Source organism: Erythrobacter sp. SN6-5, assembly GCF_057364945.1.
This window is the reverse complement of record NZ_CP200282.1, coordinates 3,195,690-3,219,084: the sequence shown is the minus strand read 5'-3', so window position 1 is coordinate 3,219,084 and position 23,395 is coordinate 3,195,690. Positions and strand designations below refer to the sequence as shown.

Here is a 23,395-nt window from a genome sequence, read left to right as displayed (position 1 = left end):
GAAAGATTTGCGGCCCTCAAGTGACAAAGCGGCAGGGCGGCAACAAATTTGAATTCTGGTGGATGAGCGCAGGCCGCTACCCGCGACATTCGCGACCCAAAGACAGTCAATTTTCAATTTTGCAGAGCATTGTTTGCAGTTCGTCGAACATCACCGCCAATCGCTGGTTTTTTCCGTGTTTCTAAGATACATCTTAGCGTGCGAAAAGGGACCGGTGATGGACGAAAATCTGCAGAGGCAAATGATTATTGAGGCGGACCGTAAATCGGTGGGTGTCGCCTATTTGCTGTGGCTGGTCCTTGGCGGATTTGGGGTTCACCGCTTCTATGCTGGCAGCACAAAGACCGGCATCATGCAGCTGCTTTTGTTGCTTTCGGTTGTAGGCTGGTTGGTTCTGGTTCCATGGTTGCTGATCGATCTGGCACTGATCCCCGGCCTGGTGCGCGATCACAATATGAAGACTATAGGCGAGCTCAATTTCACGTCTCATGAGGGACCGGTAAAGCCCGCGCGCAAGCTCCAATCCGAAGCGGATAGGCGCCGCGAGGCAATGATCGAGGATCTGCGCGCCTCAGGATACCGCAAAGAGCGGCGCGACATTTTCAATTCTTACAACTAAGCGAGCCGCGGTCTAGAACGCGCCAAAGGTCCAGCCTTCAACGCGGGCGATCTCTGCCGTCAACGTGCGCGGTTCCCAGCGCTCCGGCTCCTTGTGCACTTTGCGCAGCCACGCCGCCGTCAGCAAAGCGTCAGAGGAATGGTCATCAATCTCGCCGATTTGCGCAACCGGCGGACTGTCCAAACCCTCTAGCGCAGCGTTCAGGTCGGCATAGGTCAGCAGTTTCGTCCGCGCACCGCGTCCGCCCATGGTAGCGGCGGCCTCTTTGGCGGCAAGCCCAGTGTAAATCTCCACCAGCAGCGATCCGCGCGTCGGATGTTTTGGCGGGATTGGTTGCACCGGCCAGACCGGCAGATGCCCCTTAAGGTGGTGCAGCATGCGCATCCCCGTCAACGAGCTTTTGCCAACTTGCGCCGCTCCGACGAGGTTGAAATTGCTGACCGGGCGGCATTTTTGCGCGCGTTGAGCGGTCTCTGCCTGACGAAAGCGGCCCTCGCGTGAAATGGCATCGGGCAGATGAAATCGGTCGCCGACCTTGTCCTTGCTGTGCCGGAAATAGCGCGCGGCCTCTGGGTGGCTGAGGAAACTGTGCGCGCCCAAATGCGGGTCATCGGCGCAAATCCGGTCGATCAATTCCCAGAGGCCATTGGCGTGGCGCGGGCTTTCGTCCCAACCCGGAAAATACGCGCCTGCATCGACGAAGGGCAGACTGATGCCGAGGTCAATCCCAACCAAGGTGTTGGAGGGTAGCTCTTCGCGTAGCAATCCGAGCACTTCTGTGCGAGACCAGCCGCGCTGCGGGGCCTCAACCAGCACCGGCGGGCCGCCTTTGGCATCGGCGAGGGCCAAAGCGATGCCACGATGCCGCTCACCCTTTGCACCAGACCAGTCGATCGCCAAAAAGTGATCAAAGCCGCGCATTAAGAGGTCGGACAGCTATCGCCCGGTGTCAGTGCCCAGCCGCTCGCTGGGGCCGCGACATAGGAATCGCGCCTATATTGTGAGAGATCATTCCAATCTGTAATCCGGTCATGCGGTATGGCGGAGAGGTGAAGGCAATCCTCACCTTCCCAGCGATCAATCCGCCAATCGGCCATCGTAAGGACGTTGGTATCGACATGAAGCGGGGAGATGCCGCCGGGATAGGCGCGCCATACGGCAAAGCCCTCAAGTCCGCCCCAACCAGCATCGGAGACTTGGATTGCCGCGAAATAGCTTTCTTCCGGCGAAAATATCGGCCTGCTCCCGGTTTCAATTGATGATCCAACCCCGCCGGTGTTGATCAGAATGTATCCTGATGCCTCGTATCCGAACCATTCAAACCCCACAAACTGATCATTGAAACGCTCATAGTTGTCTGCAGAATAGAACCACGCGGTTTCGGTGCAATATATGCTGCCCAACTGGGTTTCTATTGCGATCCAGTTCATCGAAGAGCTGGCGAAATCTGTCCAATCCTTTGGCAATGCAATGGGTGCGTCGCGATCAGTGTGTTCCCCTTGGATCGTAGGCTCAGTGGGGCACCGCTTTTGCGCGTCAGGCGGCGAGGAGGTTGCGCTGCTTGATTGCGCCAACGCTGGGAAGCTGCAGGCGAGACCCACAAGAGCGCCGCCGATCAATCCCCGCGCAATTCGCCCCGTCTGTTTGCCCACCATTCCATTCGCTCCTTCACTTTGCGTTCAAACCCGCGCTCGACCGGCGCGTAATAGTCCTGAGGCTCCATCCCCTCCGGCCAATAATTGTCGCCAGAAAAGCCGTCCTCCGCATTGTGATCGTAGGCGTAGCCTTTGCCATAGCCAATGTCTTTCATCAGCTTAGTCGGTGCATTTAAGATGTTTTGCGGCGGCATCAGGCTGCCGGTTTCGCGCGCGGATTTGAATGCGGCCTTTTGCGCGGCATAGGCGGCGTTCGATTTGGGCGCGGTGGCAAGGTAGAGGCAGGCCTGAACAATCGCGAGCTCACCTTCGGGCGACCCCAGAAAGTCATAAGCATCCTTGGCCGCCAGGCATTGGGTCAGCGCGTTTGGGTCAGCCAGACCAATGTCTTCGCTGGCAAAGCGGACCAGGCGGCGCAGCACATACATCGGCTCTTCGCCAGCGGTCAGCATCCGCGCCATGTAATACAGAGCCGCCTGCGGATCGGACCCGCGTAGGCTTTTGTGCAGCGCGCTGATCAGGTTGTAATGGCCCTCGCGGTCCTTGTCATAGACGGCGACGCGCCGCTGAAGGAATTGGCCAAGGGCGGCGGGATCAAGCGGTTCAGTGAGCGCTGCGTTGTAGAGTGTTTCCGCCTGACCCAGCAGGAAACGGCCATCGCCATCCGCGCTCGCGATCAGAGCGGCGCGCGCATCCTCGGTGAGGGGGAGGGGGCCTTCCAGCGTCTCCGCCCGGGCGAGCAGAGCCTCCAGTGCCTCATGGCTTAAACGCTCCAGGATCAGCACTTGGCTGCGACTGAGCAGTGCGGCGTTGAGTTCAAAACTGGGGTTTTCGGTGGTCGCTCCCACCAATGTCACCGTGCCGCGCTCGACGAAGGGCAGAAAGCCATCCTGCTGCGCGCGGTTGAAGCGGTGGATCTCGTCCACGAACAGCAGCGTGCGTTGGCCTGCGCCCGCCATCTTATCTGCCTCGGCAAAGGCCTTCTTGAGATCGGCCACGCCTGAGAATACCGCGCTGATCGAGACAAACCGCATACCCACACTGTCGGCGAGCAGACGCGCGATACTGGTCTTGCCCGTGCCCGGCGGCCCCCACAAGATCATGCTGGAAAGCTTGCCTGCCGCCACCATGCGCCCAATCGCGCCAGTCGGCCCGGTCAGATGCTCTTGCCCGATGATCTCGCCAAGGCCCTGCGGGCGCAGCCGATCCGCCAGCGGCGCGTCATCGCGCGTCTGGTCAGGCCCGCCAGAGGGGCCTCCGGCGGGTGGCGCCGCATCATTTCCGAACAAGTCAGCCATTCGTCTGGTCTGATAAGGCGCTGGTCGGAAAATGCCATCCACCTCTTGTATCGATAGCTCTGAGATATATCTTAGGCCTATCAAGAGTTATCGAATTGAATTTGGGAGAGTGAATATGACATGGCAGAAACGGCGCCGCGGCAATTGGAATGGCGGCTGGAATAACCTCGGCCCATTGGTCGCGATGATGGCGTCTTCCGCGGGTGATTGGGAGGAAATCGGCGAGAAAATGCGCGGCGGCGGCTCGTGGCAAGACGGCCCCAAACGGCGCAAGCGCCGGGGCCGGATGTTTGGCCAGGGTGAATTGCGACTCGCTTTGCTGGCGTTGATCAATGAAGAACCGCGCCACGGCTATGAGCTGATCAAAGCGATCGAGGACATGACGGCGGGCGGCTATGCGCCGAGCCCGGGCGCAGTCTATCCGACGCTGCAAATGCTCGAGGAAGAGGGCAAGATCAAACCGGCCAAGTCGAAGGCCAAGGCAGAGGACGGCGAAACGAGCGGTAAGAAGCCATTCAAGGCGACGAAGTCTGGCAAGGCAGAGCTGGCTGAGCGCGCTGAAGATGTCGATCAGCTGATGGGCCGGATCAATGAGCACGGCGACCGGGCTGAAAAGGTGAAGGAGCGTTCACCCGATTTGTTCCGCGCGATGGGCAATCTCGGCTCTGTGCTGAAAAACCGCGCGCGCGCCGGAAAACTCGATCAGAACGCGATGAACGAAATTGTCGACATTATCGATGAGGTCGCCAAGCGCATCGAAAGAATGTGAGCGCCGTTGATTAGAGTCTAGCCGCCCGTTCCCTCCACCCTTCCACCCGGATGTTATCCCGGTAGGCTCCAGGAGGAAGGGTGGAGGGAACGGGTGGCTAGGCCAGATGGTACGAACACACAGGCGCGGGCTTCCAGCCCCCGGTTTGCCCGCGCTGCGCCTTTGATATAAATTCCCCCTTCTGAGACTGGGTCGCGTCCATTCTTGGGAGGGAATATTATGGATCAATCTGTCAAAACGCCTTGGCACCTGTGGGTCGTCGGGGCGCTTTCACTGTTGTGGAATTCTGGCGGCGTCATCAGTTATACGATGACCAAGCTCGCCGCTTTGGATGGCACCGGCATGCCGTCCGAGCAGCTTGACTATTATTACAGCTTCCCGGCATGGGCCACGGCCTTTTGGGCGCTGGGCGTCTGGGGATGCTTCTTTGGATCCGCTGCGCTGCTTTTCAGAAGTCGCTATGCGGTCTGGCTGTTTGGGATTTCGATTATCGGCCTTGTCGGCACCACGATATTTCAGCGCTTTTTTTCGGAAATGCCTGAAACGCTGCAAACCGCTGGGCACACCGTGTTCGCTGCGGCAATCTGGGTGATTACCATTGGGCTGTTTTTCTATGCGCGCTCCATGGCCAAATCAGGTGTGCTGAGATAGAGGGATGTGCTTGAAGGGCTACAGGTGCGTTAGCAACTAGGCCGCAATCTCTTCAGCCATTTCCTTCGCGATCAGAGCCTCGCGTTCCTGAACCAGTCGGACATACATATCGGCGACCACGCGGTTGATCGCCTCCCAACTGTATTCGCGCGAATTCATTTCGCCCGCTGCGCCGTGGCTCGTGCGCAGTTCATGATCGGTACAATAGGGCGCGAGTGCCTCGGCGAATGCTTTGGTGTTGCCGGGCGCGACCAAGCAGCCGCTGTCGCCGCATTCCACCAGGCTGGATGCACCTGTGGCTCCGGCCGCCACCACTGGCAGACCGCTGGCCATCGCCTCCAGCGTCACATTGCCGAAAGTCTCTGTGATGGACGGGTTGAAGAAGATATCGCCGCTCGCCAGTGCTTTGCCCAGATCAGCGCCGGTTTGAAACCCTGCGAAAATTCCGCCGGGCAGGGCATCCTGGAACCAGCCGCGCGCAGGGCCATCGCCGATCACAAGCACTTTGTGCGGAGCCTGAAGTTTGCGCAGCTCGATAATGCTGTCGGCAAAGACGTCGAGTCCCTTTTCCATGACAAGTCGGCCAAGAAAGACGATCGCAATGTCATCATCGGCCAGGCCCAGGCTACGGCGCCATTCCATATCGCGCTTTGATGGGTCGAAGACGGTGCGGTCCACGCCGCGCGTCCACAGGCCAATGTCATCATGCATGCCCTGCGCGATCAGCTCTTCAATCATGCTTTGCGATGGGGCGACCAGCGCATCGCAGCGATTGTAGAACCGGCGCAGCATCCACAGCACGGCGGGTTCTAGAAAACCCATTTTGTAATAGCGCGGATAGGTCTCAAACCGGGTGTGAACCGAGGATAGCACCGGAATATCGTGTTCCTGCGCCCATTTGAGCGCCGCGTGGCCGGATGGGTCAGGCGATGACAGATGCACGATATTGGGTTTGAACTTCTCAAGATCGCGCCGGATTTTGCCGTTAAAGCCCGTTGGCAGACGGTATTCGCCGCGCCCCTTCACCGGCATGCGCCAGCTGGGCAGGCTCACCAGATCGCCGGTTGGTTCAAAATCAGGTTCATCCACGGTGGGGGAGTAGACGCGCACCGCCGCGCCCAGACCCAGCAGCGAGCCGACGAGGCGATTGAGCGCCTGGTTCGCGCCGTCGCGGGTGTAGTTATAATTGCCGCTGAACAAGGCAATGCGAAGATCGGATATTTCCATGTTGAGCGCGGCATAGAATGTTGCGCGAGGATTTGCGAGTTTGTTTTGCGCATCGCTACGGCGACGCGATATTCTGGATTTTTTGTTTTGGCTTCAAGCGCCAGCGTTCGCATCCGCTCACTTGGCTATCCTACGGGGCCCCGACCCCTGCGGGGTCACCCCTTCGGACGGGCATTCGCCCTTGCGGTCGCTGGCACGACCGAGCTCCGCCACCAAGCCAGCTGCTTTGCGCCAATGGTCTTGGCACCAAGACGCGTGGTCCTGCTTCGATAGCCTGGAATGGCTCGGCGAGCGTCTAGCGAGCTGCAAGGCCCTTGTGGCCGCCCGCAGCGATGCGACCGTCAGGTCGCGTGAGCGAGGAGATCGCGCGCCGGATGGCGTGCGTAAAACATAGACTCCTTCGTTGACATGCGGCGAGACGCCACTACACGCGGCTCCGGGCCACGCGGTCCCAACGCCGCGCGAGCTCTCTGTAAGGAGAGAATACATGACTGAACTACCCGCCGAGCCGGCGCTTAAGCCTGCTCGTCCGCAATTTTCATCCGGTCCGACCGTTAAGTTCCCCGGATGGTCCCTCGACAAATTGAAAACCGAATCGCTCGGGCGCTCGCACCGCTCGGCCGTTGGGAAGTCGCGTCTCAAATACGCAATCGACCTATCCAAAGAGATGCTAGGCGTGCCCGACGATTACCTCGTCGGCATCATGCCCGCCTCTGACACTGGCGCACTGGAATGCGCGATGTGGACCATGCTGGGCCAAGGCCCGGCGACCGTTGCGGCGTGGGAAAGCTTCGGCAATGTCTGGATCCAGGATGCGGTAAAGCAGCTGAAGCTGCCGAACCTGCAGGTGCTGGATGCCGATTACGGCGAGATCCCTGATCTGAATTCAATTCCGCAGGACAATGACGTTGTCTTCACCTGGAATGGCACAACCTCTGGCGCGAAAATCCCGAACACGGACTGGCTGGAGCCGGGCCGTAAAGGCGTGACCATCAACGATGCCACCAGCGCGATCTTCGCGCAGGAAATGGACTGGGCGAAGCTCGATGCGACGACCTATTCCTGGCAAAAGGTGATGGGATCAGAGGCTCAGCACGGGATGTTGATCCTCTCTCCCAAAGCGGTTGAGCGGATCGAAAGCTATGATCCAGAATGGCCGCTGCCCAAGCTTTTCCGCCTGAAAAAGGGCGATAAGATCAATCGCGGCATCTTTGAAGGCGCGACGATCAACACGCCGTCTCTGCTGGCGACCGAGGATTACATCGCGGCGCTCGAATGGGCGCAGGCGCTCGGCGGGCGCAAGGCGATGTTTGAACGCGCCGATGCCAATGCCGCAATCGTGAACGATTGGATCGAGGCGACGCCTTGGCTGAAAAACATGGTCAGCGATCCGGCCAAGCGCACCAACACTGGTGTGTGCATGAAGTTCACCGGCGAATGGTACGAAAACCTGTCGGCTGACGATCAGGCCGCCGTGCCGAAGAAGATTGTCAAAATGCTGGAAGAACGGCATATTGGCTATGATTTCAACGGCTATCGCGACGCCCCGCCATCCCTTCGCATTTGGTGCGGCGGCACGGTCGAGCAAGAGGATCTGAAACGCCTCTTGCCATGGATCGAATGGGCTTACGCACACGTAAAAGCTGAGCTCTAAGCTAGCTCGGCCACCCTCTTTTAGCATCCGTTCGTCCTGAGCCTGTCGAAGGATGAACTCTCCCGCCCGTCGTTAATGCTTCGACAAGCTCAGCACGAACGAGTCAGGGCAAAGGAAAACAAAATGACCAAACCTAAAGTACTCATCTCTGACAAGATGGACCCGAACGCAGCGCGTATTTTTGAAGAGCGCGGCTGTGATGTTGATGTGATCACCGGTGAGACCCCGGAAGAGCTGATCGCGCGGATCGGCGATTATGATGGCCTCGCAATCCGGTCCTCCACCACTGTCACCCCCGCCGTTCTGGACGCTGCGACCAATCTGAAGGTCATCGGTCGCGCCGGCATTGGCGTCGACAATGTCGATATTCCTTATGCCAGCGGCAAAGGCGTGGTGGTGATGAACACCCCGTTCGGCAATTCGATCACCACCGCAGAGCATGCGATCGCGATGATCATGGCGCTCGCCCGGCAAATCCCGGCGGCGAACGCTCGTACGCAGTCGGGCGAATGGCCGAAGAAGGATTTCATGGGCGTCGAGGTGACCGGCAAGACGCTCGGCTTGATCGGCGCGGGCAATATTGGCGGGATCGTGGCCAGCCGCGCGCTTGGCCTGAAGATGAAAGTGATCGCCTATGATCCCTTCCTGACCGAGGAGCGCGCCGTGGAAATGGGCGCGGAGAAGGTCGATCTCGACACGCTGCTGAGCCGTGCGGACTTTGTCTCGCTGCACACGCCGCTGACCGATCAGACCCGCAACATCCTATCGCGTGAACGGCTGGAGAATGCCAAGCCCGGCATACGCATTGTGAACTGCGCCCGCGGCGGCCTGATCGATGAGGCGGCGCTGAAAGATTGCCTGGAAAGCGGGCAGGTCGCCGCCGCCGCGCTCGACGTGTTTGCCGAAGAACCAGCGAAGGAAAACCCGCTATTCGGCGCGCCCAATTTCATTTGCACGCCGCACCTTGGCGCCTCCACCACCGAGGCTCAGGTCAATGTTGCGTTGCAAGTGGCGGAGCAAATGGCCGATTATCTGGTCAATGGCGGCGTCACCAATGCGCTCAACATGCCCTCGCTCTCTGCTGAAGAAGCGCCGAAGCTGAAGCCTTACATGGCGCTGGCTGAAAAGCTCGGGAGCCTTGTGGGTCAGCTTGCCCACGGAAATCTCACCAAGATCAGCATTGAACGCGAAGGCGCAGCCGCAGCCCTCAATGGCAAGCCGATCAGCGGCGCTGTTCTGGCCGGTCTGATGCGCCGTTATTCCGACACGGTGAACATGGTCAACGCGCCGTATCTCGCCAAGGAACGCGGCCTCAACGTTAGCGAGGTGCGCCACGAGCGCGAGGGCGCGTATAACACTTTGGTGCGCGTCACCGTGGAGACAGAACAAGGCCCGCGCTCGGTCGCAGGCACTCTGTTTGGCAACACTGCGCCGCGTCTGGTGGAGATTTTCGGGATCGGTATCGAAGCCGATCTGGATGGCCACATGATGTATGTCGTCAACGAAGACGCACCTGGCTTTATCGGCCGCATCGGTACGCTGCTGGGTGATCACGGCGTCAACATTGGCACTTTCCACCTGGGCCGCCGCGATGCGGGCGGCGAGGCGGTGCTGCTGCTCTCGCTCGATCAGCCAGTGACGGATGAAGTCGTCGCCGAGGCTGAAAAGGTCGAAGGCGTGAAGCTGGTCAAAGCGCTGGAGTTTTAAGGCTTTGTCTCTCACGGCAATCCGGCCCGCTATTCAGCGGGCCGGTGCCTCCGAGGGGCAGCCTATCCGGCCAGCGGGCAGTCGCCCTTGCGGTTCGCGGTGCGAACCGATGCAATATTCCGTTCGCCCTGAGCTTGTCGAAGGGCTGCTCTTATTCTAGCGCGCACCTGTATGACCAATACCGACAATCTCCTGCCCGTTGGGCTTGCCGACCGTTTGCCCGCCACGGCAAGCCGCATCACCCGCGCCATGCGCGCCAGCCTGGATGCGCTGCAAGCCCACGGCTATGACCGGGTGCGCCCGCCGCTGCTCGAATTTGAGCAATCCCTGGCCGCGCGTATGGAGGGGGTGAAGACCCGCAACGCCTTTCGCTTTGTCGATCCGGATAGCCTGCGCACGCTCGCCCTGCGCAGCGACATTACCCCGCAAATCGGGCGCATCGCGGCGACCAGCATGGCAGATAGCCCGCGACCGCTGCGCCTCGCCTATTGCGGTGACACTGCTCTGATTCGAGCGGACCAACTAGACCCCGCGCGAGAGCGCCTGCAATTGGGCGCGGAGCTGATCGGGGCGGACACCGCAGAGGCAGCGGGCGAGATCGTCGCGCTGGCGGTGGAGGCTCTGCGCGCAGCGGGTCTGACCGGGATTTCGGTCGATTTCACTTTACCTGATCTGGTCGACACTTTGGCCGCGAAAGCGATGCCGCTGACCGCTGAACAGGCCGAGGATGTCCGGCGCGAGCTCGATACCAAGGATGCTGGCGGGTTGAAGCAGGTGGGCGGCGAAGCGTACCTTCCGCTGCTCTATGCGACCGGCGATTTCGCCGAGGCGCGTGATAAGCTGCGTGCGATTGACGCAGGCGGCGCCTTGTCCAGCCGGATTAAGGGGCTTGAGGCGATTGCCGCGCGGGTGGGCGATGCTGCACGTATCACGCTCGACCCAACAGAACGCCACGGCTTTGAATATCAAAGCTGGTTCGGCTTTACGATCTACGCTGATGGTGTGCGCGGAGCTGCCGGGCGCGGCGGCACTTACCGCATCGGTGGCAGTGATGAGGCCGCAACCGGTTTCACGCTCTATGTCGATGCCGTGGCTGAGGCTGCGCCAGAGGCGGAGGCGGCGAGCACGCTCTATCTGCCAGCGGGCTATGACGAAGACACCGCCGCGCGCCTGCGCGCGATTGGCTGGCGCACGATTGCGCAGCTCGGCGAAGGCGAAGACGCGAAGGCGCTGGGCTGTACGCATGTGCTTGAGGGTGCCGAGGCGGTGCCGCTTTAGGATGCTCTGTTACTGCGTGATCCTGCGCTTGGGTCAGAATCAAAACACCAGGCACGTCATCCTGAACTAGGTTGGTCTTTGGCCAACTGCGCTTCCAGGATAACAAGCCCCATCACAATCATCGTCACCCTGAACTTGGTTCAGGGTCGATCACCAGCGCGGCATGCTTGGTTCTGACTTGGCGATGGATGCTGAACTGAATTCAGCATGACGAGCTTTGTGAGGGGAATACATGAGCGCCCCAAGGAAACAGTAAGAAAGTTAAGCTACTCTTCGCAGCATGATTGGGGCCTTCCCCATCCACCCGGTTGTGGCGCGCAGCGTCGATCCAGAAGTGCTGGAGAAAATGCGGGTTAAGGTCGAGTAGGAAAGCGGAGGCGAGCAAGCTTAATGCGCAGTATTACAGTTTTTGCCATATTTATCATTGTGGCTGGAGCACTCGTTTCTGCTCAGTTTTGGAAGGGCCCGCTTGAGGCATCGGCCAATAAAGGGCGTGCATTTGCTGATTTGGCAAATTGGTTGGTTGAGAGATTGGGGCCGCTTGGGGCATCGGCAATTGTGATGCTCGTGGCCACTGGATTGGCTGCCCTTGCTTTGCGGCGCTCTGCGAACAAGAATTCTGTGAGATGATAGAAGAATGATTATTGATCGAAACAACCTCGAACTCAAAGATATTAAGTTTGATCCAAAATATGTAGTTCGCTTGATTGATTATGCGGTACTTGACTCAAACAGTGGATTTATTTTCTCCTATGACAGAAGCGGTCGAGGGGAGTTTGATGAAGAAGAGGTGGCTTTTCGTCTGGAATGGACGGATCTAACTGATTCCAAGGTAAGGCAGTGGCCACTTGGCTCGTTTAGAGCCTTCGAGAAATCAATCGAAAACAAAGTTCGAATTTTCGACATGGATTTCAATCAATTCGAAAGAATGAGAAAAAGATCTCTTCGACAAGGGCCAGACGTAGTCAAAGAAGCGGTTCGAATTTCTGGTAGTGAATTGGAATTTCTCGAATATCTCCGCGCGTGCTGGGAGTTCCTGGCGCTGAGTAAAGAATACGTCGCAGATCGCGTGAGAATCAATGACGTTTCGGGGAGATTGTCATGACCACACCGTTCACCGACCCGAGTTCCGGCGACAGTATACTTAATTCGCGGCAAAAGATGCTAATGAGTTTTGCCTAATGGTGTGGTGGTGGCCTTGGGCTATCAATTTTCCTACTTAGCCCCCGCCCGCTAAGGATGACCCATGCTTTTGCTCCCCATTCCCCAACCTCCCACTAATCGACTAACTCGATCAATCGGCGCGTCTGTGATCGATTGGTTTTTTGGCCCAGTACTGCGTTCCAGCCGTTCCAAGCGTGCTTCACTAGCGACGGACGGAGGCGTTCTTGTGGTTCCGCACGCTATCCAGCGTGCGATGTCCTCGCGGCTTGCGGACAAGTCCGCGCCGCTGCGGGCGGCCAGTCGGCCTTGCGGCGCTTCGCGCCGTGCTCCGCGATCAAGCCACTGGGTATGGTCCGTGATACTCCCTTGCTCTTGCCCGCGCGACGCCCTAGGCCCGCGCGGTTTGTCGGGTCACACCTTCCCTACCGAATCAGCATGAAAGTAGAGCATGGCTAACGTCACCGTAATCGGCGCCCAATGGGGCGATGAAGGCAAAGGCAAGATCGTCGATTGGCTCGCCAGCCGCGCCGACGCCGTTGTCCGCTTCCAAGGCGGGCACAATGCCTAGCCACACGTTGGTGATCGATGGTGAGGTCTACAAGCTCAGCCTGCTGCCATCGGGCATCGTCTCTGGCACGATGAGCATGATCGGCAATGGCGTGGTGCTGGACCCGTGGGCTTTGCGTGAGGAAGTGCAGAAGCTGGAAGGCCAGGGTGTTGCGATCAATGACGACAATCTAGCGATTGCTGACAATTGCCCGCTGATCCTGTCGGTGCACCGCGATCTCGATGCACTGCGCGAGACGGCCGCGGGCAAGGGCAAGATCGGCACGACCGGGCGCGGGATTGGCCCGGCTTACGAAGACAAGGTCGGACGCCGCGCGATCCGCGTGTGCGATCTGGCGCATCTCGACCGGCTGGAGCCGCAGCTCGATCGGCTGTGTGCGCATCATGACGCGCTGCGCGCTGGCTTCGACCAGCCGCCAGTCGACCGTGAGGCGATCCTGGCCGAACTGCGCGATGTCGCCGACTTCGTCCTGCGCTTTGCTCAGCCTGTGTGGAAACGGCTGAAGAAGGTGCGCAAGGCGGGCGCGAAGATCCTGTTCGAAGGCGCACAGGGCGTGCTGCTGGATGTCGATCACGGCACCTATCCGTTCGTCACCAGCTCCAACACTGTCAGCGGTACGGCCGCCAGCGGCAGCGGGCTTGGCCCGAATGCCACCGGCTTTGTGCTGGGCATTGTGAAGGCTTACACGACGCGGGTTGGCAGCGGACCGTTCCCGACCGAGCTTGATGACGAGATCGGCCAGGGCATTGGCGAGCGCGGCCATGAGTTTGGCACCGTAACCGGGCGGCAACGGCGCGTCGGCTGGTTTGATGCAGTGTTGGTGCGGCAAACCTGCGCGATCAGCGGCGTGACCGGGATTGCGCTGACTAAGATCGACGTGCTCGACGGGCTGGAAACAGTGAAGATCTGCACCGGATACCGGCTGCGCGGCAATGTGCTCGACTACTTCCCGAGCCATTCGGCGGATCAGGCCGAGGTGGAGCCGATCTATGAAGAGATGGAAGGGTGGAGCGAGAGCACGGTTGGTGCGCGCTCCTATGTCGATCTGCCAGCCAATGCGATCAAGTACATTCAGCGCGTGCAGGAACTGATCGAGACGCCGGTGTCGCTGGTGTCGACCAGCCCAGAGCGCGACGATACGATCCTGATGAAGGATCCCTTTGAGGACTAGGTTGGTCCGGCTGGCGCAGCAACTGCGTCCCTGCTTGGGACATGGGAAGCGATGCGCAATTGCGCGTAGGGTGACCTCGCGTTACTCTGAATCCGTATGAAGCGCCTGTTTGCCTTGATTGCTCTGATGCTTACCGCGTCTTGCGTTGGCCCATCGAGCGAAACTTCAGCGGATGCTACGCCGGATGCTACGCCGGATGCTCGGGTGCATAGCGGAGCCTATCCGATACCGCCTACGGGCGCATCGCGCAGTGTGCCGAGGCGCGGCGCGCGCTTGGCCGACTACCTCATTGTCGACAAGTCAAAGCGGATGCTGGTCGCCTACAACAATGGCCGCCCGATCCGCGCCTATTACGGATTGCAGTTTGGCGATGCGCCAGCGGGGCACAAGCGCTTTGAGGGCGATGAGCGCACGCCAGAGGGCCTCTACACCATCGACACGCGCAACCCGCGTAGCAGCTATCACCTCAGCCTGCGGATCAACTACCCCAACGCAAATGACCGCAACTTTGCCGCTCAATATGGCCGTTCGGCGGGCGGTGACATCTTCATCCATGGCCAACCGAATGGCGCGGGCCGACGGATGCGCGGGGATTGGACCGATGGGTGTATCGCGCTCTCTAACGCAGAGATTGAGGAGCTGTGGCGCCTCGTGCCCGATGGCACTCCGATCGAGATCCGGCCCTAAACGCGGTTAGCTATCGCGCTCTTCGGAAAGCAGCGCGACTTGCACTTGCAGCTTCTTCACCTCGCGCAGGATCGTCAGCATGTTCATGCGGGCAAACATCCATTCTTTGACGAAGCCTTGCATCACAACGAGCCCTATCGAAAGCAGACCCCATCCAACCATGGGTTCGAAGCCATCGGCCGTGACCGCACGATAGACCGCATAGAGTATTGCAATGCCGACTACGACTGCGACTGCAAAAACCAGCTTAGCCCAGCCTCCTAAATTGCCGCTCATGCTGTCGCCGATCATTTCGAACAGGCCGCGATCTTCTTCAAGCTGGCCGAGAAAGGCTTGATCGTCATCGTCAAGCGCGTCTTTGATGCGGTTATCAGTGCTGGTCATCATGTGTCTCCTTCAGTCGGTTCGGATAGCGCCGCCTTCAATTTGCGGCGCGCGTGAAACAGGCGGCTTTTGGCGGTGCCTGTCGGGATCGATTGCACTGCGGCGATTTCATTGAGCGTTAGCCCCTCGGCAAAGTGAAGATGCGCCGCAAGCCTCTGATCCGGCGGCAGACTGGCAAAGGCCTGCCGCAGCGCGAGCGCGTCGTCCTGAGTAGCCCCTTGCGCTTCTTCTGATTCAGCTTGCGCTGTCCTATCCCGCTCGCGAATGCGCGTGCTCAGATGGGTCGCTCCGCGCCGGTGCAGGATCGCAAAGGCATAGCTGCGAAACCGCGCCGGATCGCGCAGACCATCAATGCCTTTCCAAATCCCGATCCAGCATTCTTGTGCCAGATCGCACGCCAATTCGCGGTCGCCGGTGTAACGATAGGCCGCTCGGATCAACCGAGTATTCCAGCGTTTATGCAACCGCTTTAGCGCTTTTGGATCGCCTTGCTGCACCATCACGACGAGCAGTTCGTCGAACAAAATGCCGGGTTTCGGCGGGGCAGGGCGAGTTTGTTTGGTCATTACTGGAGTAGTCGCTCAATAGGCGCGAAAGGTTCAATGACTTCGATCAAATTGCTTCATATTTGCAAGGATTCTTGACTTGAACATGTTTTGTTCTACTTGTGTTTCATCTAATCAAGGAGGCGACTCGATGGCTCAAGCAGATTTTTCGTACGATGTGGCACCTGATCCGACTGCAGAACCCGCCAGTATCGCGGTGTTTGCTGATCGGCCCGCGATGCGCGGTCAGATCGCCGAGGATTTGGTTGGTGCAGGGTTTCGCGTGGCCGACGGTGGTCCGATTGCTGATCTGCTGGAGGGTCAAATTCGGTTGCTCAGCGACGTCGTAATGATCGATTGCCCGGAGGTCGATACGCGTACTTTGGCCGTGCTGGCGCGATTGGATATGCGGGCAGCGGAATGTGGATCACAATTGATCGTTTCTACCTCGCTTGAGGCGCTTGATGATGTGTTTGCGGCTCTTGATCAGTCAGATGCTCAATTGCTGGTGAACCCATCTCGGGCTGATCGTATCGTGGCGATAGGCCGTATACTTTCGCATGTGCCGAATGCTCGCGTGCGAGAGATGAGTGAGGAGGATCGACTTACCCTGCTGCGCCTTTCGCAGCAGGTTGATGTGATTGCAAACAAGCTTGAAGGGTTATCGCATGAACCTTGGGAGTCCGGTGAAAAACAGTCTCAGAGCTTGAGTGACGTCAAGAGAGATTTTCGCGGGGTTGAGAGCAATGAGAATGGTTGGGGTAGACAAGATTGTGCCCGTCCATCGTTGCCTGATCCTCGGTTGGTGCGTCAGATTATCGCCAATCGTCAGACTCGTGCTCGATTCTTTGATGCGGAACTGTTCGCCGATCCGGCCTGGGATATGCTGCTGGATCTGACTGCGGCTCACGCTGAGCATCGCCGTGTCTCGGTTACCTCGCTGTGTATTGCGGCGGGAGTTCCGGCGACGACGGCTCTGCGCTGGGTCCGGCAGATGGTTGATAGCGGCATTTTCGTGCGGATCGCTGACTCCACGGATAAACGCCGGGCATTCGTCGCCCTTAGCGAGGCGAGCGCAGATGGCATGGCGAGCTATTTTGCGGCGATAGACGCCCCGCTGAACCTGGCGGCCTGAGTTGGCGACTTAAGCCTGCTGGTTAGCCGTCGTTTTGCCAGCGTAGGATCACGGTGAGTGTATTGCGGCTCTCGCTGAGCGCAAATTGCTCAGCGGCGCTGGGACAGAGCGGCGGTGAGCTGTCGTCGCCGTTACTAGCACTACCTTGCCGCGCGTTGGGGCAAGTGCTGACATCGCAGTCAATGCGAATGGCATCGGCCCGTGCGCGGGCCAGGATGGCGGCGGGAATATTGCCGATTGCGCAGACCGCATCCGCTTCGCCCAGCATGCGTGATTGCCGAACAGTCAGGTCTTCCGGGTCTGCACTGGAAATGACGAACTTCGCCGTTTCGCTGCTTTGCGCCTCCAATGCACCATCGAGCCAGTCGGTCACACCGCCGGGTGATTCCGCGACCAAGGCGTCCAATGCACCGCCTTCTCTCAGGGCCTCGTCCAAGGCCCGTCGTCTGTCGCCGCCATCGGGAAAGCGGGCCCGCAGTTTTGCTCGCGCCGCGAATAAGGCCTCGGCCAACTTTCCAAGGCTTTGCGGCAAGATCCGCTCCAGCCTCAGCCTGATGTGTTTCGCTAGGCCCGCTGATGCGCCGCCCGTTCCAACCGCAATTAAGACCGGGTTGCGGTCAAGTATGCTCGGCGTTGTGAAATCGCACAGGTCAGGCTTGTCGACCACATTCACGATCATCCCGGCGCATCGCAGGTTGATCGCTGCCACTTCGCACGCCTTCGCGTCATCGTAAGCGACAAAGGCAATGCGCACCCCTTCATCCACCGCCTGGGCCATATCATCCACGATGATTCCGCCTGCTCGCTCGACCAGGCGGCGTTTGGGTTCTGCCCCTTCGCCTTCGCCCAGAACCAATACCTTTTGCCCGGCGATCCGGTGAAATAGGGGAAGGCTCTGAAGTTCGCTCATCGGGCTTTGGCTACTCAAGCAAGCCAGTCGGGCACGCGCTCGGCATCCATAATCGCGCCCGCATCGATCCGGTCCGCGACCACCGCGAACTTGTCGCCGTCCACCAAAACTTCGGCCACAAATCCGCGCGAATTGTAGCTGGAGGCCATTGTCGCGCCATATGCACCTGCGGTGCGAAATACGGCGAGTTCGCCGCTTGCCAGTTCGTCGCATTCGCGCCCCATCGCGAATGTATCGCCGGTTTCGCAGATCGGCCCGACGATGTTTGCGGTCATTTGAGATCCGCCTGGCTCAACTGCTTCGAAGTGATGATAGGCGCCGTACAGCGCAGGCCGCGCGAGGTCATTCATCGCCGCATCGACGATCACGAACGGATTGTTGAGCCCGCGTTTCACGCGCACCACACGGGTCAGCAAAACGCCTGCATTGCCTGCAATCACTCGGCCCGGCTCGAAGATCAGCTTTACGCCCCAATCCTTCGTCACCCGCGCAACCATCGCGCCATATTCAGACGGTGGGGGCAGTTTCTCGCCTTTTCTGTATGGAACGCCAAGGCCACCTCCTAGGTCGACATGGGTGATATTATGGCCCGCACCGCGCAGCGATGTGACCAGTTGACCCAGTTTTTCAAAAGCGCGTTCCAGCGGAGCTATATCTGCCAATTGGCTGCCGATGTGCACCGCGACACCGCGCATGTTCACGCCGGGCGAATGGGCGAGTTTGCCAAAGATTTGGCCGGCTTGATCAATCGGTACACCAAATTTGTTATCCGCCTTGCCGGTGGAGATCTTGTCATGTGTTCCGGCATCGACATCCGGATTGATGCGCAGCGCGCAGTCCGCCGTCATCCCCATACTTTCAGCGACTTCGGCGAGCTCCAGGCCCTCTTCTTCGCTTTCAATATTGAACTGTCCAATGTTCGCCTCGAGCGCGGCGGCCAGTTCTGCACGGGTTTTGCCAACGCCGGAAAAGACGATCTTCTCGGGCGCAATTCCGGCTGCAATGGCCCGGCGCATTTCCCCGCCGGATACGACATCCGCGCCGTACCCCTGGCGTTGCAACACTTTGAGCACAGCGAGGTTGGGATTGGCTTTGACCGCGAAGGCAATCAGTTTGTCCGGCACGCCGTCCAATGCCTCGCGAAAGACGCGTGCGTGGCGCTCCAACGTGGCGCGTGAATAGACATAGACGGGCGTACCAACCTCATCCGCGATACGCGGCAAGGGTACGTCTTCGGCATGCATGACGCCGTCTTTGAGGGAAAAATGGTCCATATTTCGTGTGCTTTATTCAGGGGGGAGATCAAACGGGTCGTCTTCGCGCTCTTCAGAGCGGCGGCGCAGCTCCACGCTGCGCTCTGGCGCGGCGAGGGCATCGCGTTCCAGCAATTCTTCTGCGTTCGGCGGAGTCTCAGCGCCGCGCGGGGCCACCGGCAGGCTCGCACCTTGTGGGGGATTCAGGTCCCCGCGGGCACCGCATGCGCTGATTGCAACCAGTAGTGGGATCATGATCAATTTTCGCATTATCCATCCATCCCTAGCTCGGCGCGGGCGCGTTTCACCTGAGCCTTTACCTGCTCCGGCGCGGTCCCGCCATAGGAAGCGCGCGCGGCGACCGAAGCGTCGACGGAAAGGGCGGCAAACACACGTTCATCGATCCGCGTATCAATGTCGCGCAAGGCCTCCAGTGGGAGCTCATCGAGCGCACAGCCACGCGTCTCAGCCAGCTTGACCGCCGCACCGGTGATATGATGCGCCTCGCGAAATGGAATGTCGGCCTCCGTCACCAGCCAATCGGCAAGATCGGTCGCCGTGGCATAACCGAGCTCGGCGGCCTCGCGCATCCGCTCGGTCTTGAACGTGCTGCCTGCGACCATGCCGGTCATCGCCGCAATGCTTAAGCCCATAAGGCTGGCGGCCTCGAATACGGGCGGTTTGTCGTCCTGCATATCCTTGGAATAGGCGAGCGGAAGACCCTTCATCGTGACCATTAAGGCCGTGGTACAACCGATCACCCGGCCCGCATGGCCGCGCACCAGCTCGGCGGCATCGGGGTTCTTCTTTTGCGGCATGATGGAACTGCCTGTGGAGAGCGCATCCGCCATGGTGACAAAGCCAAAAGGTTGGCTCGCCCATAGGATGAATTCCTCTGCAAGGCGTGAAAGATGCACGGCGCAGGTTGATGCGGCAAACAGGAAATCCATCGCAAAATCGCGGTCGGAGACGGCATCGAGAGAATTGGCTGTGGGCCGGTCAAAGCCTAGCGCCTTGGCGGTCATTTCGCGGTCGAGCGGGAAGCCTGTGCCAGCCAGAGCGGCCGAGCCAAGTGGGCTCTCATTCAGGCGAACGCGGGCATCCGCGAGGCGCGAGCGATCCCGCCGCAGCATCTCGTAATAGGCCATCAGGTGGTGGCCCAAAGTCACAGGCTGCGCGGTTTGCAAATGGGTGAAGCCGGGCATCACACTGCTAGAATGCTCATCGGCGCGGGTCACCAGAGCGCGCTGCAATTCGGCTAGCCCTGCGTCCATTTGGTTAAATGCCTCACGCACCCATAGCTTAAAATCGGTTGCGACCTGATCATTCCGGCTGCGCGCGGTGTGCAGGCGGCCAGCGACTGGTCCGATCAGCTCGGTCAGGCGCGCTTCCACCGTCATGTGGATGTCTTCCAGGCTCCAGTCCTCTGGAACCCCGTCGCGCTCATATTCTGCCGCGATGGTTTGGAGGCCGCCGTCAATCGCCTCGGCGTCTTCGGCGCTAACGATGCCTTGCGCCGCCAGCATGGTGATGTGGGCCCGGCTGCCGACGATGTCTTGCCGCCACAGCGCCTTGTCGAACGGGATCGAGGCATTGATTTCGCGCATGATCGCACTAGGTCCATCTGAGAACCTGCCGCCCCACATCGTGTTGGATTTGCTCATGTCGCTTCGTTCGCCGTTCTTTGCTTTGGCCGCTCTGATACCATTGATGCTGCCTCTTGCCGCCTGCGATAGGGCGCAGGGCGATGGCGCGCAACAACAGGGTGAATTGGCGGGCGAAAAGCAGAACTCAACCGAAGCCGAAGTGGGCGAGATTGACCGCGCGCAAGCGGGCACTCTGCTACCCGATTTGATGTTCATCGATCCTGATGGAGGAGTACTCGAATTTTCAGCACTTAAGGGACAACCCGTATTGCTCAATCTTTGGGCGACGTGGTGCGCGCCGTGCAAGGTTGAGATGCCTTCTCTGGACCGGCTTGCCCGAGAAATGGGCAGTGATTTGCGTGTAATTACAGTGAGTCAGGATATTCGTGCTGCCGAGGTTGTGAAGCCATTTTTTTCCGAGCAAGGCTTTGAGATGCTCGAACCCTGGCTTGATCCGCAGGGCACTCTCGACCGCGGACTCGATAATGGCGGGGTCTTGCCGCTGACAATCCTGTTCGATGGAGAGGGGCGCGAGATATTGCGCGTTAAAGGTGGCTATCACTGGGACAGCGAAGATGCGTTGGCGCTGATCTCTGAGGAAATTGCCGAATAGTCAGGAGCGGAGAGGCCCAGCGATGCGAGCGGCCAGCCAAATAGCCCCGACATCAAGAGCGACTGGATGCGCGAAATCGGCCAGATTTGAGAAATTGGCGCGAGCACTCTGTCACGCAGCAGCGGTTTATACACACCATCCGATTGATACAGCGGCGTGAAGAACGCTGTGATCCACTGATATAGATCAACGTGATCGCGGCGCCATGACGCGGCGAGCCGCAGTTTTTCGCCAAGCGTGCGCCCTTCGGCCAGCCCGCGTTTAAGCGACCACGCATCTAGCAATGCCATATTCGCACCCTGGCCCAATTGGGGGCTGGCGGAATGCCATGCATCGCCAATCATGATCATTCGCTCATGAGCCGGGCGCTTGGCTGTGCGATGGGCATAGCGCGCAAAGGTCAGCTGATCTCGCGATGTGATGCGCGCCAGCAAAGCCTCGGTCTCCGGCCAGAGCGCGATAACGTCGGCCTTCCATTCTTCCAGCGGAGTGTCGCGCCATCTTCGATAGTCTGAGACCTTGAGCGACCAGAAAAAGGCAGCTTCAGGCGAGGTGTCAGCGCTGCGCGAGCCGATCGGGAGCACGCCGACCATTTGCGCCGCACGGCGATAACGCTGCTCCAACAGGCCTGTATTGAATGGATCGTCCGGCTGTAACGGCAGGCTCGCCCACAATGCACCAAATTCTAGGATGTTCTTAGGCGCTGGATCAAACACGCTCGACCAGCCGCTGGCATCGACGACAAGATCGAATTCTTCCGATTCGCTGCCATCTTCAAACGTCAGGCGCCGCCCTTTATTGCTAAGTGTGCTGCCGGTAATTGCCCGCCCAGTTTTGATTTCAATGCGATCGTTCTGAACGGCGCGGTAAAGCACATTGAACAGGCTGGCGCGGTGGATACCGATGCCAAACGCGCCTGGCAGGCCCAATTGATCATAATGCGCATCCAGCGCGGTGCGGCCATGCTCTTCCAGGCCTTTCAGCGCATGAATACGCGATCCGCAGGCTGCGACTTCGCTCGACCAGTCCAAGCTGCGCCAGCACCGCCAGCCCCGTGGGCTGGATCATCAGGCCAGAGCCAACTGGGCCGGGCTCATCGAATTTATCAAACAGGCAAACGCGGTGCCCATCGCGGTGCAGCATCAGCGCGGCGGCCAGGCCCGCTGGCCCGCATCCCGCAATCGCAATTGTGTGCCCCATCATGGGAACACGCCTTGCCGCCAATTGGCGTTCAGGTCGAGGGTTTTAGGTGGGGAAATTTTGGATGGGTCCGCATCATTTTGGACCGAAAAATGATGGTGGGCGATGACAGGCTCGAACTGCCGACCCTCTCGGTGTAAACGAGATGCTCTACCAACTGAGCTAATCGCCCGTTCCGTTGAACGGAAGAGGCGCTTCTAGCGGGCATTTCTTGAAAATCAATTGCTATGTGGCGTGAAAATGCATCTAGCGCTATTTGCCCCCGGTATGAGCACCCCAAATATCACTGTTTTGGCAACCGGCGGTACGATCGCTGGAGAGGCAGATAGCGCGACTCGGCATGAGTATCGCCCTGGTCAGATCGGGATCGGCGATTTTCTGGCCCGAGTCGAAACCTTGGGCATTGATGCGCAGCTGATGGGCAAGCAGATCGCCAATATCGGCTCTGAGGATATGAGTCCGGCGATCTGGACTCAGCTGCACACCGCTTGTTTGGCCGCGATGCGTGATCCAGATTGCACCGGGGTGATCATCACCCATGGCACCGACACGGTTGAGGAAACCGCCTTCCTGCTCGATCTGACATTGCCGACGCATAAACCGGTGGTTTTGGTGGGCGCGATGCGGCCCGCCAATGCGGTCGGTTATGACGGCCTGCGCAATTTCGCCAATGCGATGCGGGTGGCGGCCGATCCAGAGGCGGCTGGACGCGGGGTTCTGGTGGTGATGGGAGACCGGGTGTTTGCGGCGCGCGATATTCGCAAAAGCCGCACGCGAGGCACCGATGCATTTCAGGGTTTTCCACGCGGATCGATTGCGCTGGTCACGCCGAGTGCGCTTGATTGGTTTGGTGCGCCCTGGCGTGTGGGCGCAGACGCCCGTTTTACCTTCACCACCGACTTGCCAGATGTGCCAATCCTGTTTGTGCATGCCGCCATGACGGCTGACTATGTCGAGCGATTGGTCAGCGACAAGACACGCGGCGTAATCGTCGCCGGGTTGGGTGAGGGCAATATGCCGGACGCTGTGCGCAGCGCCTTGGCGCAGCTTGCGGCGAAGGGCATGCCGATTGTCCGTGCGAGTCGTCTGGACGAAGGCTTGGTCGACCGCGAGCCTGAGGATAATGCGAACAAATTTATCGCCGCGCGCGCGCTTAATCCGCAGAAGGCGCGCATCTTGCTACAAATGCTAATCGCGGCAGGGGCGACTGATCCCGCTGCGATCCAAGCTGAGTATGATGGTCGGTAGCGAACCTGTTCGC

The 23,395-nt window shown here is 59.3% G+C and carries 23 protein-coding genes, 1 tRNA gene and 1 pseudogene; 12 read left to right on the top strand and 13 right to left on the bottom strand.

The annotated features are described in order from the left end of the window. Positions 1-217 precede the first annotated feature (217 nt). On the top strand, positions 218-619 hold the full coding sequence (locus AC0V6Z_RS16215; protein WP_472639414.1) for a TM2 domain-containing protein: 402 nt from the start codon (positions 218-220) through the stop codon (positions 617-619). A 12-nt stretch (positions 620-631) separates the two neighbouring features. On the opposite strand, the gene AC0V6Z_RS16210 is transcribed toward AC0V6Z_RS16215, so the two are convergent. Genes AC0V6Z_RS16210 through AC0V6Z_RS16200 form a run of 3 tightly spaced genes read right to left on the bottom strand, consistent with a single transcriptional unit; the run spans position 632 to position 3,572 of the window. After that, complete coding sequence (locus tag AC0V6Z_RS16210) at positions 632-1,540, bottom strand: hypothetical protein (RefSeq protein WP_472639413.1); 909 nt, start codon at positions 1,538-1,540, stop codon at positions 632-634. Beyond that, on the bottom strand, positions 1,540-2,274 hold the full coding sequence (locus AC0V6Z_RS16205) for a hypothetical protein (protein WP_472639412.1): 735 nt from the start codon (positions 2,272-2,274) through the stop codon (positions 1,540-1,542). The genes AC0V6Z_RS16210 and AC0V6Z_RS16205 overlap by 1 nt, the downstream gene beginning before the upstream one ends. Then, positions 2,235-3,572 (bottom strand): replication-associated recombination protein A, encoded by a 1,338-nt coding sequence (locus tag AC0V6Z_RS16200; protein ID WP_472639411.1) that lies wholly within the window; start codon positions 3,570-3,572, stop codon positions 2,235-2,237. The genes AC0V6Z_RS16205 and AC0V6Z_RS16200 overlap by 40 nt, the downstream gene beginning before the upstream one ends. A gap of 115 nt (positions 3,573-3,687) precedes the next feature. Here AC0V6Z_RS16200 and AC0V6Z_RS16195 point away from each other — a divergent pair, with 115 nt between their 5' ends. Next, a complete protein-coding gene (locus AC0V6Z_RS16195; RefSeq protein ID WP_472639410.1) occupies positions 3,688-4,341 on the top strand; it encodes a PadR family transcriptional regulator in 654 nt (217 codons plus the stop codon). A 219-nt stretch (positions 4,342-4,560) separates the two neighbouring features. Next, complete coding sequence (locus tag AC0V6Z_RS16190) at positions 4,561-4,992, top strand: hypothetical protein (protein WP_472639409.1); 432 nt, start codon at positions 4,561-4,563, stop codon at positions 4,990-4,992. Positions 4,993-5,028: 36 nt separating this feature from the next. On the opposite strand, the gene AC0V6Z_RS16185 is transcribed toward AC0V6Z_RS16190, so the two are convergent. Continuing rightward, positions 5,029-6,219 carry a glycosyltransferase family 4 protein gene (locus AC0V6Z_RS16185; RefSeq protein ID WP_472639408.1) on the bottom strand — a complete coding sequence of 397 codons (1,191 nt, stop codon included), beginning with the start codon at positions 6,217-6,219 and terminating at the stop codon, positions 5,029-5,031. A 487-nt stretch (positions 6,220-6,706) separates the two neighbouring features. On the opposite strand from AC0V6Z_RS16185, the gene AC0V6Z_RS16180 reads away from it, so the two are divergent. The 6 genes and pseudogenes from AC0V6Z_RS16180 to AC0V6Z_RS16155 all read left to right on the top strand — a co-directional run bounded on the left by AC0V6Z_RS16180 (position 6,707) and on the right by AC0V6Z_RS16155 (position 14,448). After that, on the top strand, positions 6,707-7,873 hold the full coding sequence (locus AC0V6Z_RS16180; protein ID WP_472639407.1) for a phosphoserine transaminase: 1,167 nt from the start codon (positions 6,707-6,709) through the stop codon (positions 7,871-7,873). A 123-nt stretch (positions 7,874-7,996) separates the two neighbouring features. Continuing rightward, complete coding sequence (serA, locus tag AC0V6Z_RS16175) at positions 7,997-9,580, top strand: phosphoglycerate dehydrogenase (RefSeq protein ID WP_472639406.1); 1,584 nt, start codon at positions 7,997-7,999, stop codon at positions 9,578-9,580. A gap of 171 nt (positions 9,581-9,751) precedes the next feature. Beyond that, complete coding sequence (locus AC0V6Z_RS16170) at positions 9,752-10,858, top strand: ATP phosphoribosyltransferase regulatory subunit (RefSeq protein ID WP_472639405.1); 1,107 nt, start codon at positions 9,752-9,754, stop codon at positions 10,856-10,858. A 637-nt stretch (positions 10,859-11,495) separates the two neighbouring features. Then, positions 11,496-11,963, top strand: a complete 468-nt coding sequence (locus AC0V6Z_RS16165; protein ID WP_472639404.1) for a hypothetical protein — start codon at positions 11,496-11,498, stop codon at positions 11,961-11,963. 507 nt (positions 11,964-12,470) lie between these two features. After that, positions 12,471-13,761, top strand: a pseudogene (locus AC0V6Z_RS16160) (adenylosuccinate synthase). A gap of 96 nt (positions 13,762-13,857) precedes the next feature. Further along, positions 13,858-14,448 carry a L,D-transpeptidase family protein gene (locus AC0V6Z_RS16155; protein ID WP_472639403.1) on the top strand — a complete coding sequence of 197 codons (591 nt, stop codon included), beginning with the start codon at positions 13,858-13,860 and terminating at the stop codon, positions 14,446-14,448. A 6-nt stretch (positions 14,449-14,454) separates the two neighbouring features. Here AC0V6Z_RS16155 and AC0V6Z_RS16150 read toward each other — a convergent pair whose 3' ends face one another. Together AC0V6Z_RS16150 and AC0V6Z_RS16145 are read right to left on the bottom strand one after the other, a co-directional pair. Continuing rightward, on the bottom strand, positions 14,455-14,832 hold the full coding sequence (locus AC0V6Z_RS16150) for a DUF6768 family protein (protein ID WP_486176510.1): 378 nt from the start codon (positions 14,830-14,832) through the stop codon (positions 14,455-14,457). Next, complete coding sequence (locus AC0V6Z_RS16145; protein WP_472639401.1) at positions 14,832-15,398, bottom strand: RNA polymerase sigma factor; 567 nt, start codon at positions 15,396-15,398, stop codon at positions 14,832-14,834. The genes AC0V6Z_RS16150 and AC0V6Z_RS16145 overlap by 1 nt, the downstream gene beginning before the upstream one ends. Before the next feature lie 130 nt (positions 15,399-15,528). On the opposite strand from AC0V6Z_RS16145, the gene AC0V6Z_RS16140 reads away from it, so the two are divergent. Continuing rightward, the gene (locus AC0V6Z_RS16140) at positions 15,529-16,512 is read left to right on the top strand and encodes a MarR family transcriptional regulator (protein WP_472639400.1); all 984 of its coding nucleotides are present in this window, start codon (positions 15,529-15,531) and stop codon (positions 16,510-16,512) included. 22 nt (positions 16,513-16,534) lie between these two features. On the opposite strand, the gene AC0V6Z_RS16135 is transcribed toward AC0V6Z_RS16140, so the two are convergent. Genes AC0V6Z_RS16135 through argH form a run of 4 tightly spaced genes read right to left on the bottom strand, consistent with a single transcriptional unit; the run spans position 16,535 to position 20,339 of the window. Beyond that, positions 16,535-17,422, bottom strand: a complete 888-nt coding sequence (locus tag AC0V6Z_RS16135; RefSeq protein WP_472639399.1) for a precorrin-2 dehydrogenase/sirohydrochlorin ferrochelatase family protein — start codon at positions 17,420-17,422, stop codon at positions 16,535-16,537. 14 nt (positions 17,423-17,436) lie between these two features. Next, positions 17,437-18,696 carry a diaminopimelate decarboxylase gene (gene lysA, locus AC0V6Z_RS16130; RefSeq protein ID WP_472639398.1) on the bottom strand — a complete coding sequence of 420 codons (1,260 nt, stop codon included), beginning with the start codon at positions 18,694-18,696 and terminating at the stop codon, positions 17,437-17,439. Positions 18,697-18,708: 12 nt separating this feature from the next. Next, entirely contained in the window at positions 18,709-18,945 is a 237-nt protein-coding gene (locus tag AC0V6Z_RS16125; protein WP_472639397.1) for a hypothetical protein, read from the bottom strand. Further along, positions 18,945-20,339, bottom strand: a complete 1,395-nt coding sequence (argH, locus tag AC0V6Z_RS16120; protein WP_472639396.1) for an argininosuccinate lyase — start codon at positions 20,337-20,339, stop codon at positions 18,945-18,947. Before argH ends, AC0V6Z_RS16125 begins: the two co-directional genes overlap by 1 nt. Here argH and AC0V6Z_RS16115 point away from each other — a divergent pair. Continuing rightward, a complete protein-coding gene (locus AC0V6Z_RS16115) occupies positions 20,338-20,934 on the top strand; it encodes a TlpA family protein disulfide reductase (protein WP_472639395.1) in 597 nt (198 codons plus the stop codon). The genes argH and AC0V6Z_RS16115 overlap by 2 nt on opposite strands. Here the strand turns inward: AC0V6Z_RS16115 and AC0V6Z_RS16110 are convergent. The 3 genes from AC0V6Z_RS16110 to AC0V6Z_RS16100 all read right to left on the bottom strand — a co-directional run bounded on the left by AC0V6Z_RS16110 (position 20,880) and on the right by AC0V6Z_RS16100 (position 22,306). Beyond that, positions 20,880-21,965, bottom strand: a complete 1,086-nt coding sequence (locus AC0V6Z_RS16110; protein ID WP_472639394.1) for an FAD-dependent oxidoreductase — start codon at positions 21,963-21,965, stop codon at positions 20,880-20,882. The two genes, AC0V6Z_RS16115 and AC0V6Z_RS16110, sit on opposite strands and share 55 nt — an antisense overlap. Then, positions 21,868-22,137: an FAD-dependent oxidoreductase gene (locus AC0V6Z_RS16105; RefSeq protein WP_472639393.1), complete on the bottom strand. Its 270-nt coding sequence runs from the start codon at positions 22,135-22,137 to the stop codon at positions 21,868-21,870. Before AC0V6Z_RS16105 ends, AC0V6Z_RS16110 begins: the two co-directional genes overlap by 98 nt. A gap of 93 nt (positions 22,138-22,230) precedes the next feature. Beyond that, a tRNA-Val gene (locus tag AC0V6Z_RS16100) sits at positions 22,231-22,306 on the bottom strand. Positions 22,307-22,401: 95 nt separating this feature from the next. Here AC0V6Z_RS16100 and AC0V6Z_RS16095 point away from each other — a divergent pair. Next, the gene (locus AC0V6Z_RS16095) at positions 22,402-23,382 is read left to right on the top strand and encodes an asparaginase (protein ID WP_472639392.1); all 981 of its coding nucleotides are present in this window, start codon (positions 22,402-22,404) and stop codon (positions 23,380-23,382) included. Positions 23,383-23,395 lie beyond the last annotated feature (13 nt).

Bases quoted from the DNA above. Each gene is read 5' to 3' on its own strand.
- AC0V6Z_RS16215 (WP_472639414.1), top strand. From the start codon at position 218: ATGGACGAAAATCTGCAGAGGCAAATGATTATTGAGGCGGACCGTAAA.
- AC0V6Z_RS16210 (WP_472639413.1), bottom strand. From the start codon at position 1,540: ATGCGCGGCTTTGATCACTTTTTGGCGATCGACTGGTCTGGTGCAAAG.
- AC0V6Z_RS16205 (WP_472639412.1), bottom strand. From the start codon at position 2,274: ATGGTGGGCAAACAGACGGGGCGAATTGCGCGGGGATTGATCGGCGGC.
- AC0V6Z_RS16200 (WP_472639411.1), bottom strand. From the start codon at position 3,572: ATGGCTGACTTGTTCGGAAATGATGCGGCGCCACCCGCCGGAGGCCCC.
- AC0V6Z_RS16195 (WP_472639410.1), top strand. From the start codon at position 3,688: ATGACATGGCAGAAACGGCGCCGCGGCAATTGGAATGGCGGCTGGAAT.
- AC0V6Z_RS16190 (WP_472639409.1), top strand. From the start codon at position 4,561: ATGGATCAATCTGTCAAAACGCCTTGGCACCTGTGGGTCGTCGGGGCG.
- AC0V6Z_RS16185 (WP_472639408.1), bottom strand. From the start codon at position 6,219: ATGGAAATATCCGATCTTCGCATTGCCTTGTTCAGCGGCAATTATAAC.
- AC0V6Z_RS16180 (WP_472639407.1), top strand. From the start codon at position 6,707: ATGACTGAACTACCCGCCGAGCCGGCGCTTAAGCCTGCTCGTCCGCAA.
- serA (WP_472639406.1), top strand. From the start codon at position 7,997: ATGACCAAACCTAAAGTACTCATCTCTGACAAGATGGACCCGAACGCA.
- AC0V6Z_RS16170 (WP_472639405.1), top strand. From the start codon at position 9,752: ATGACCAATACCGACAATCTCCTGCCCGTTGGGCTTGCCGACCGTTTG.
- AC0V6Z_RS16165 (WP_472639404.1), top strand. From the start codon at position 11,496: ATGATTATTGATCGAAACAACCTCGAACTCAAAGATATTAAGTTTGAT.
- AC0V6Z_RS16155 (WP_472639403.1), top strand. From the start codon at position 13,858: ATGAAGCGCCTGTTTGCCTTGATTGCTCTGATGCTTACCGCGTCTTGC.
- AC0V6Z_RS16150 (WP_486176510.1), bottom strand. From the start codon at position 14,832: ATGACCAGCACTGATAACCGCATCAAAGACGCGCTTGACGATGACGAT.
- AC0V6Z_RS16145 (WP_472639401.1), bottom strand. From the start codon at position 15,398: ATGACCAAACAAACTCGCCCTGCCCCGCCGAAACCCGGCATTTTGTTC.
- AC0V6Z_RS16140 (WP_472639400.1), top strand. From the start codon at position 15,529: ATGGCTCAAGCAGATTTTTCGTACGATGTGGCACCTGATCCGACTGCA.
- AC0V6Z_RS16135 (WP_472639399.1), bottom strand. From the start codon at position 17,422: ATGAGCGAACTTCAGAGCCTTCCCCTATTTCACCGGATCGCCGGGCAA.
- lysA (WP_472639398.1), bottom strand. From the start codon at position 18,696: ATGGACCATTTTTCCCTCAAAGACGGCGTCATGCATGCCGAAGACGTA.
- AC0V6Z_RS16125 (WP_472639397.1), bottom strand. From the start codon at position 18,945: ATGCGAAAATTGATCATGATCCCACTACTGGTTGCAATCAGCGCATGC.
- AC0V6Z_RS16115 (WP_472639395.1), top strand. From the start codon at position 20,338: ATGTCGCTTCGTTCGCCGTTCTTTGCTTTGGCCGCTCTGATACCATTG.
- argH (WP_472639396.1), bottom strand. From the start codon at position 20,339: ATGAGCAAATCCAACACGATGTGGGGCGGCAGGTTCTCAGATGGACCT.
- AC0V6Z_RS16105 (WP_472639393.1), bottom strand. From the start codon at position 22,137: ATGATGGGGCACACAATTGCGATTGCGGGATGCGGGCCAGCGGGCCTG.
- AC0V6Z_RS16095 (WP_472639392.1), top strand. From the start codon at position 22,402: ATGAGCACCCCAAATATCACTGTTTTGGCAACCGGCGGTACGATCGCT.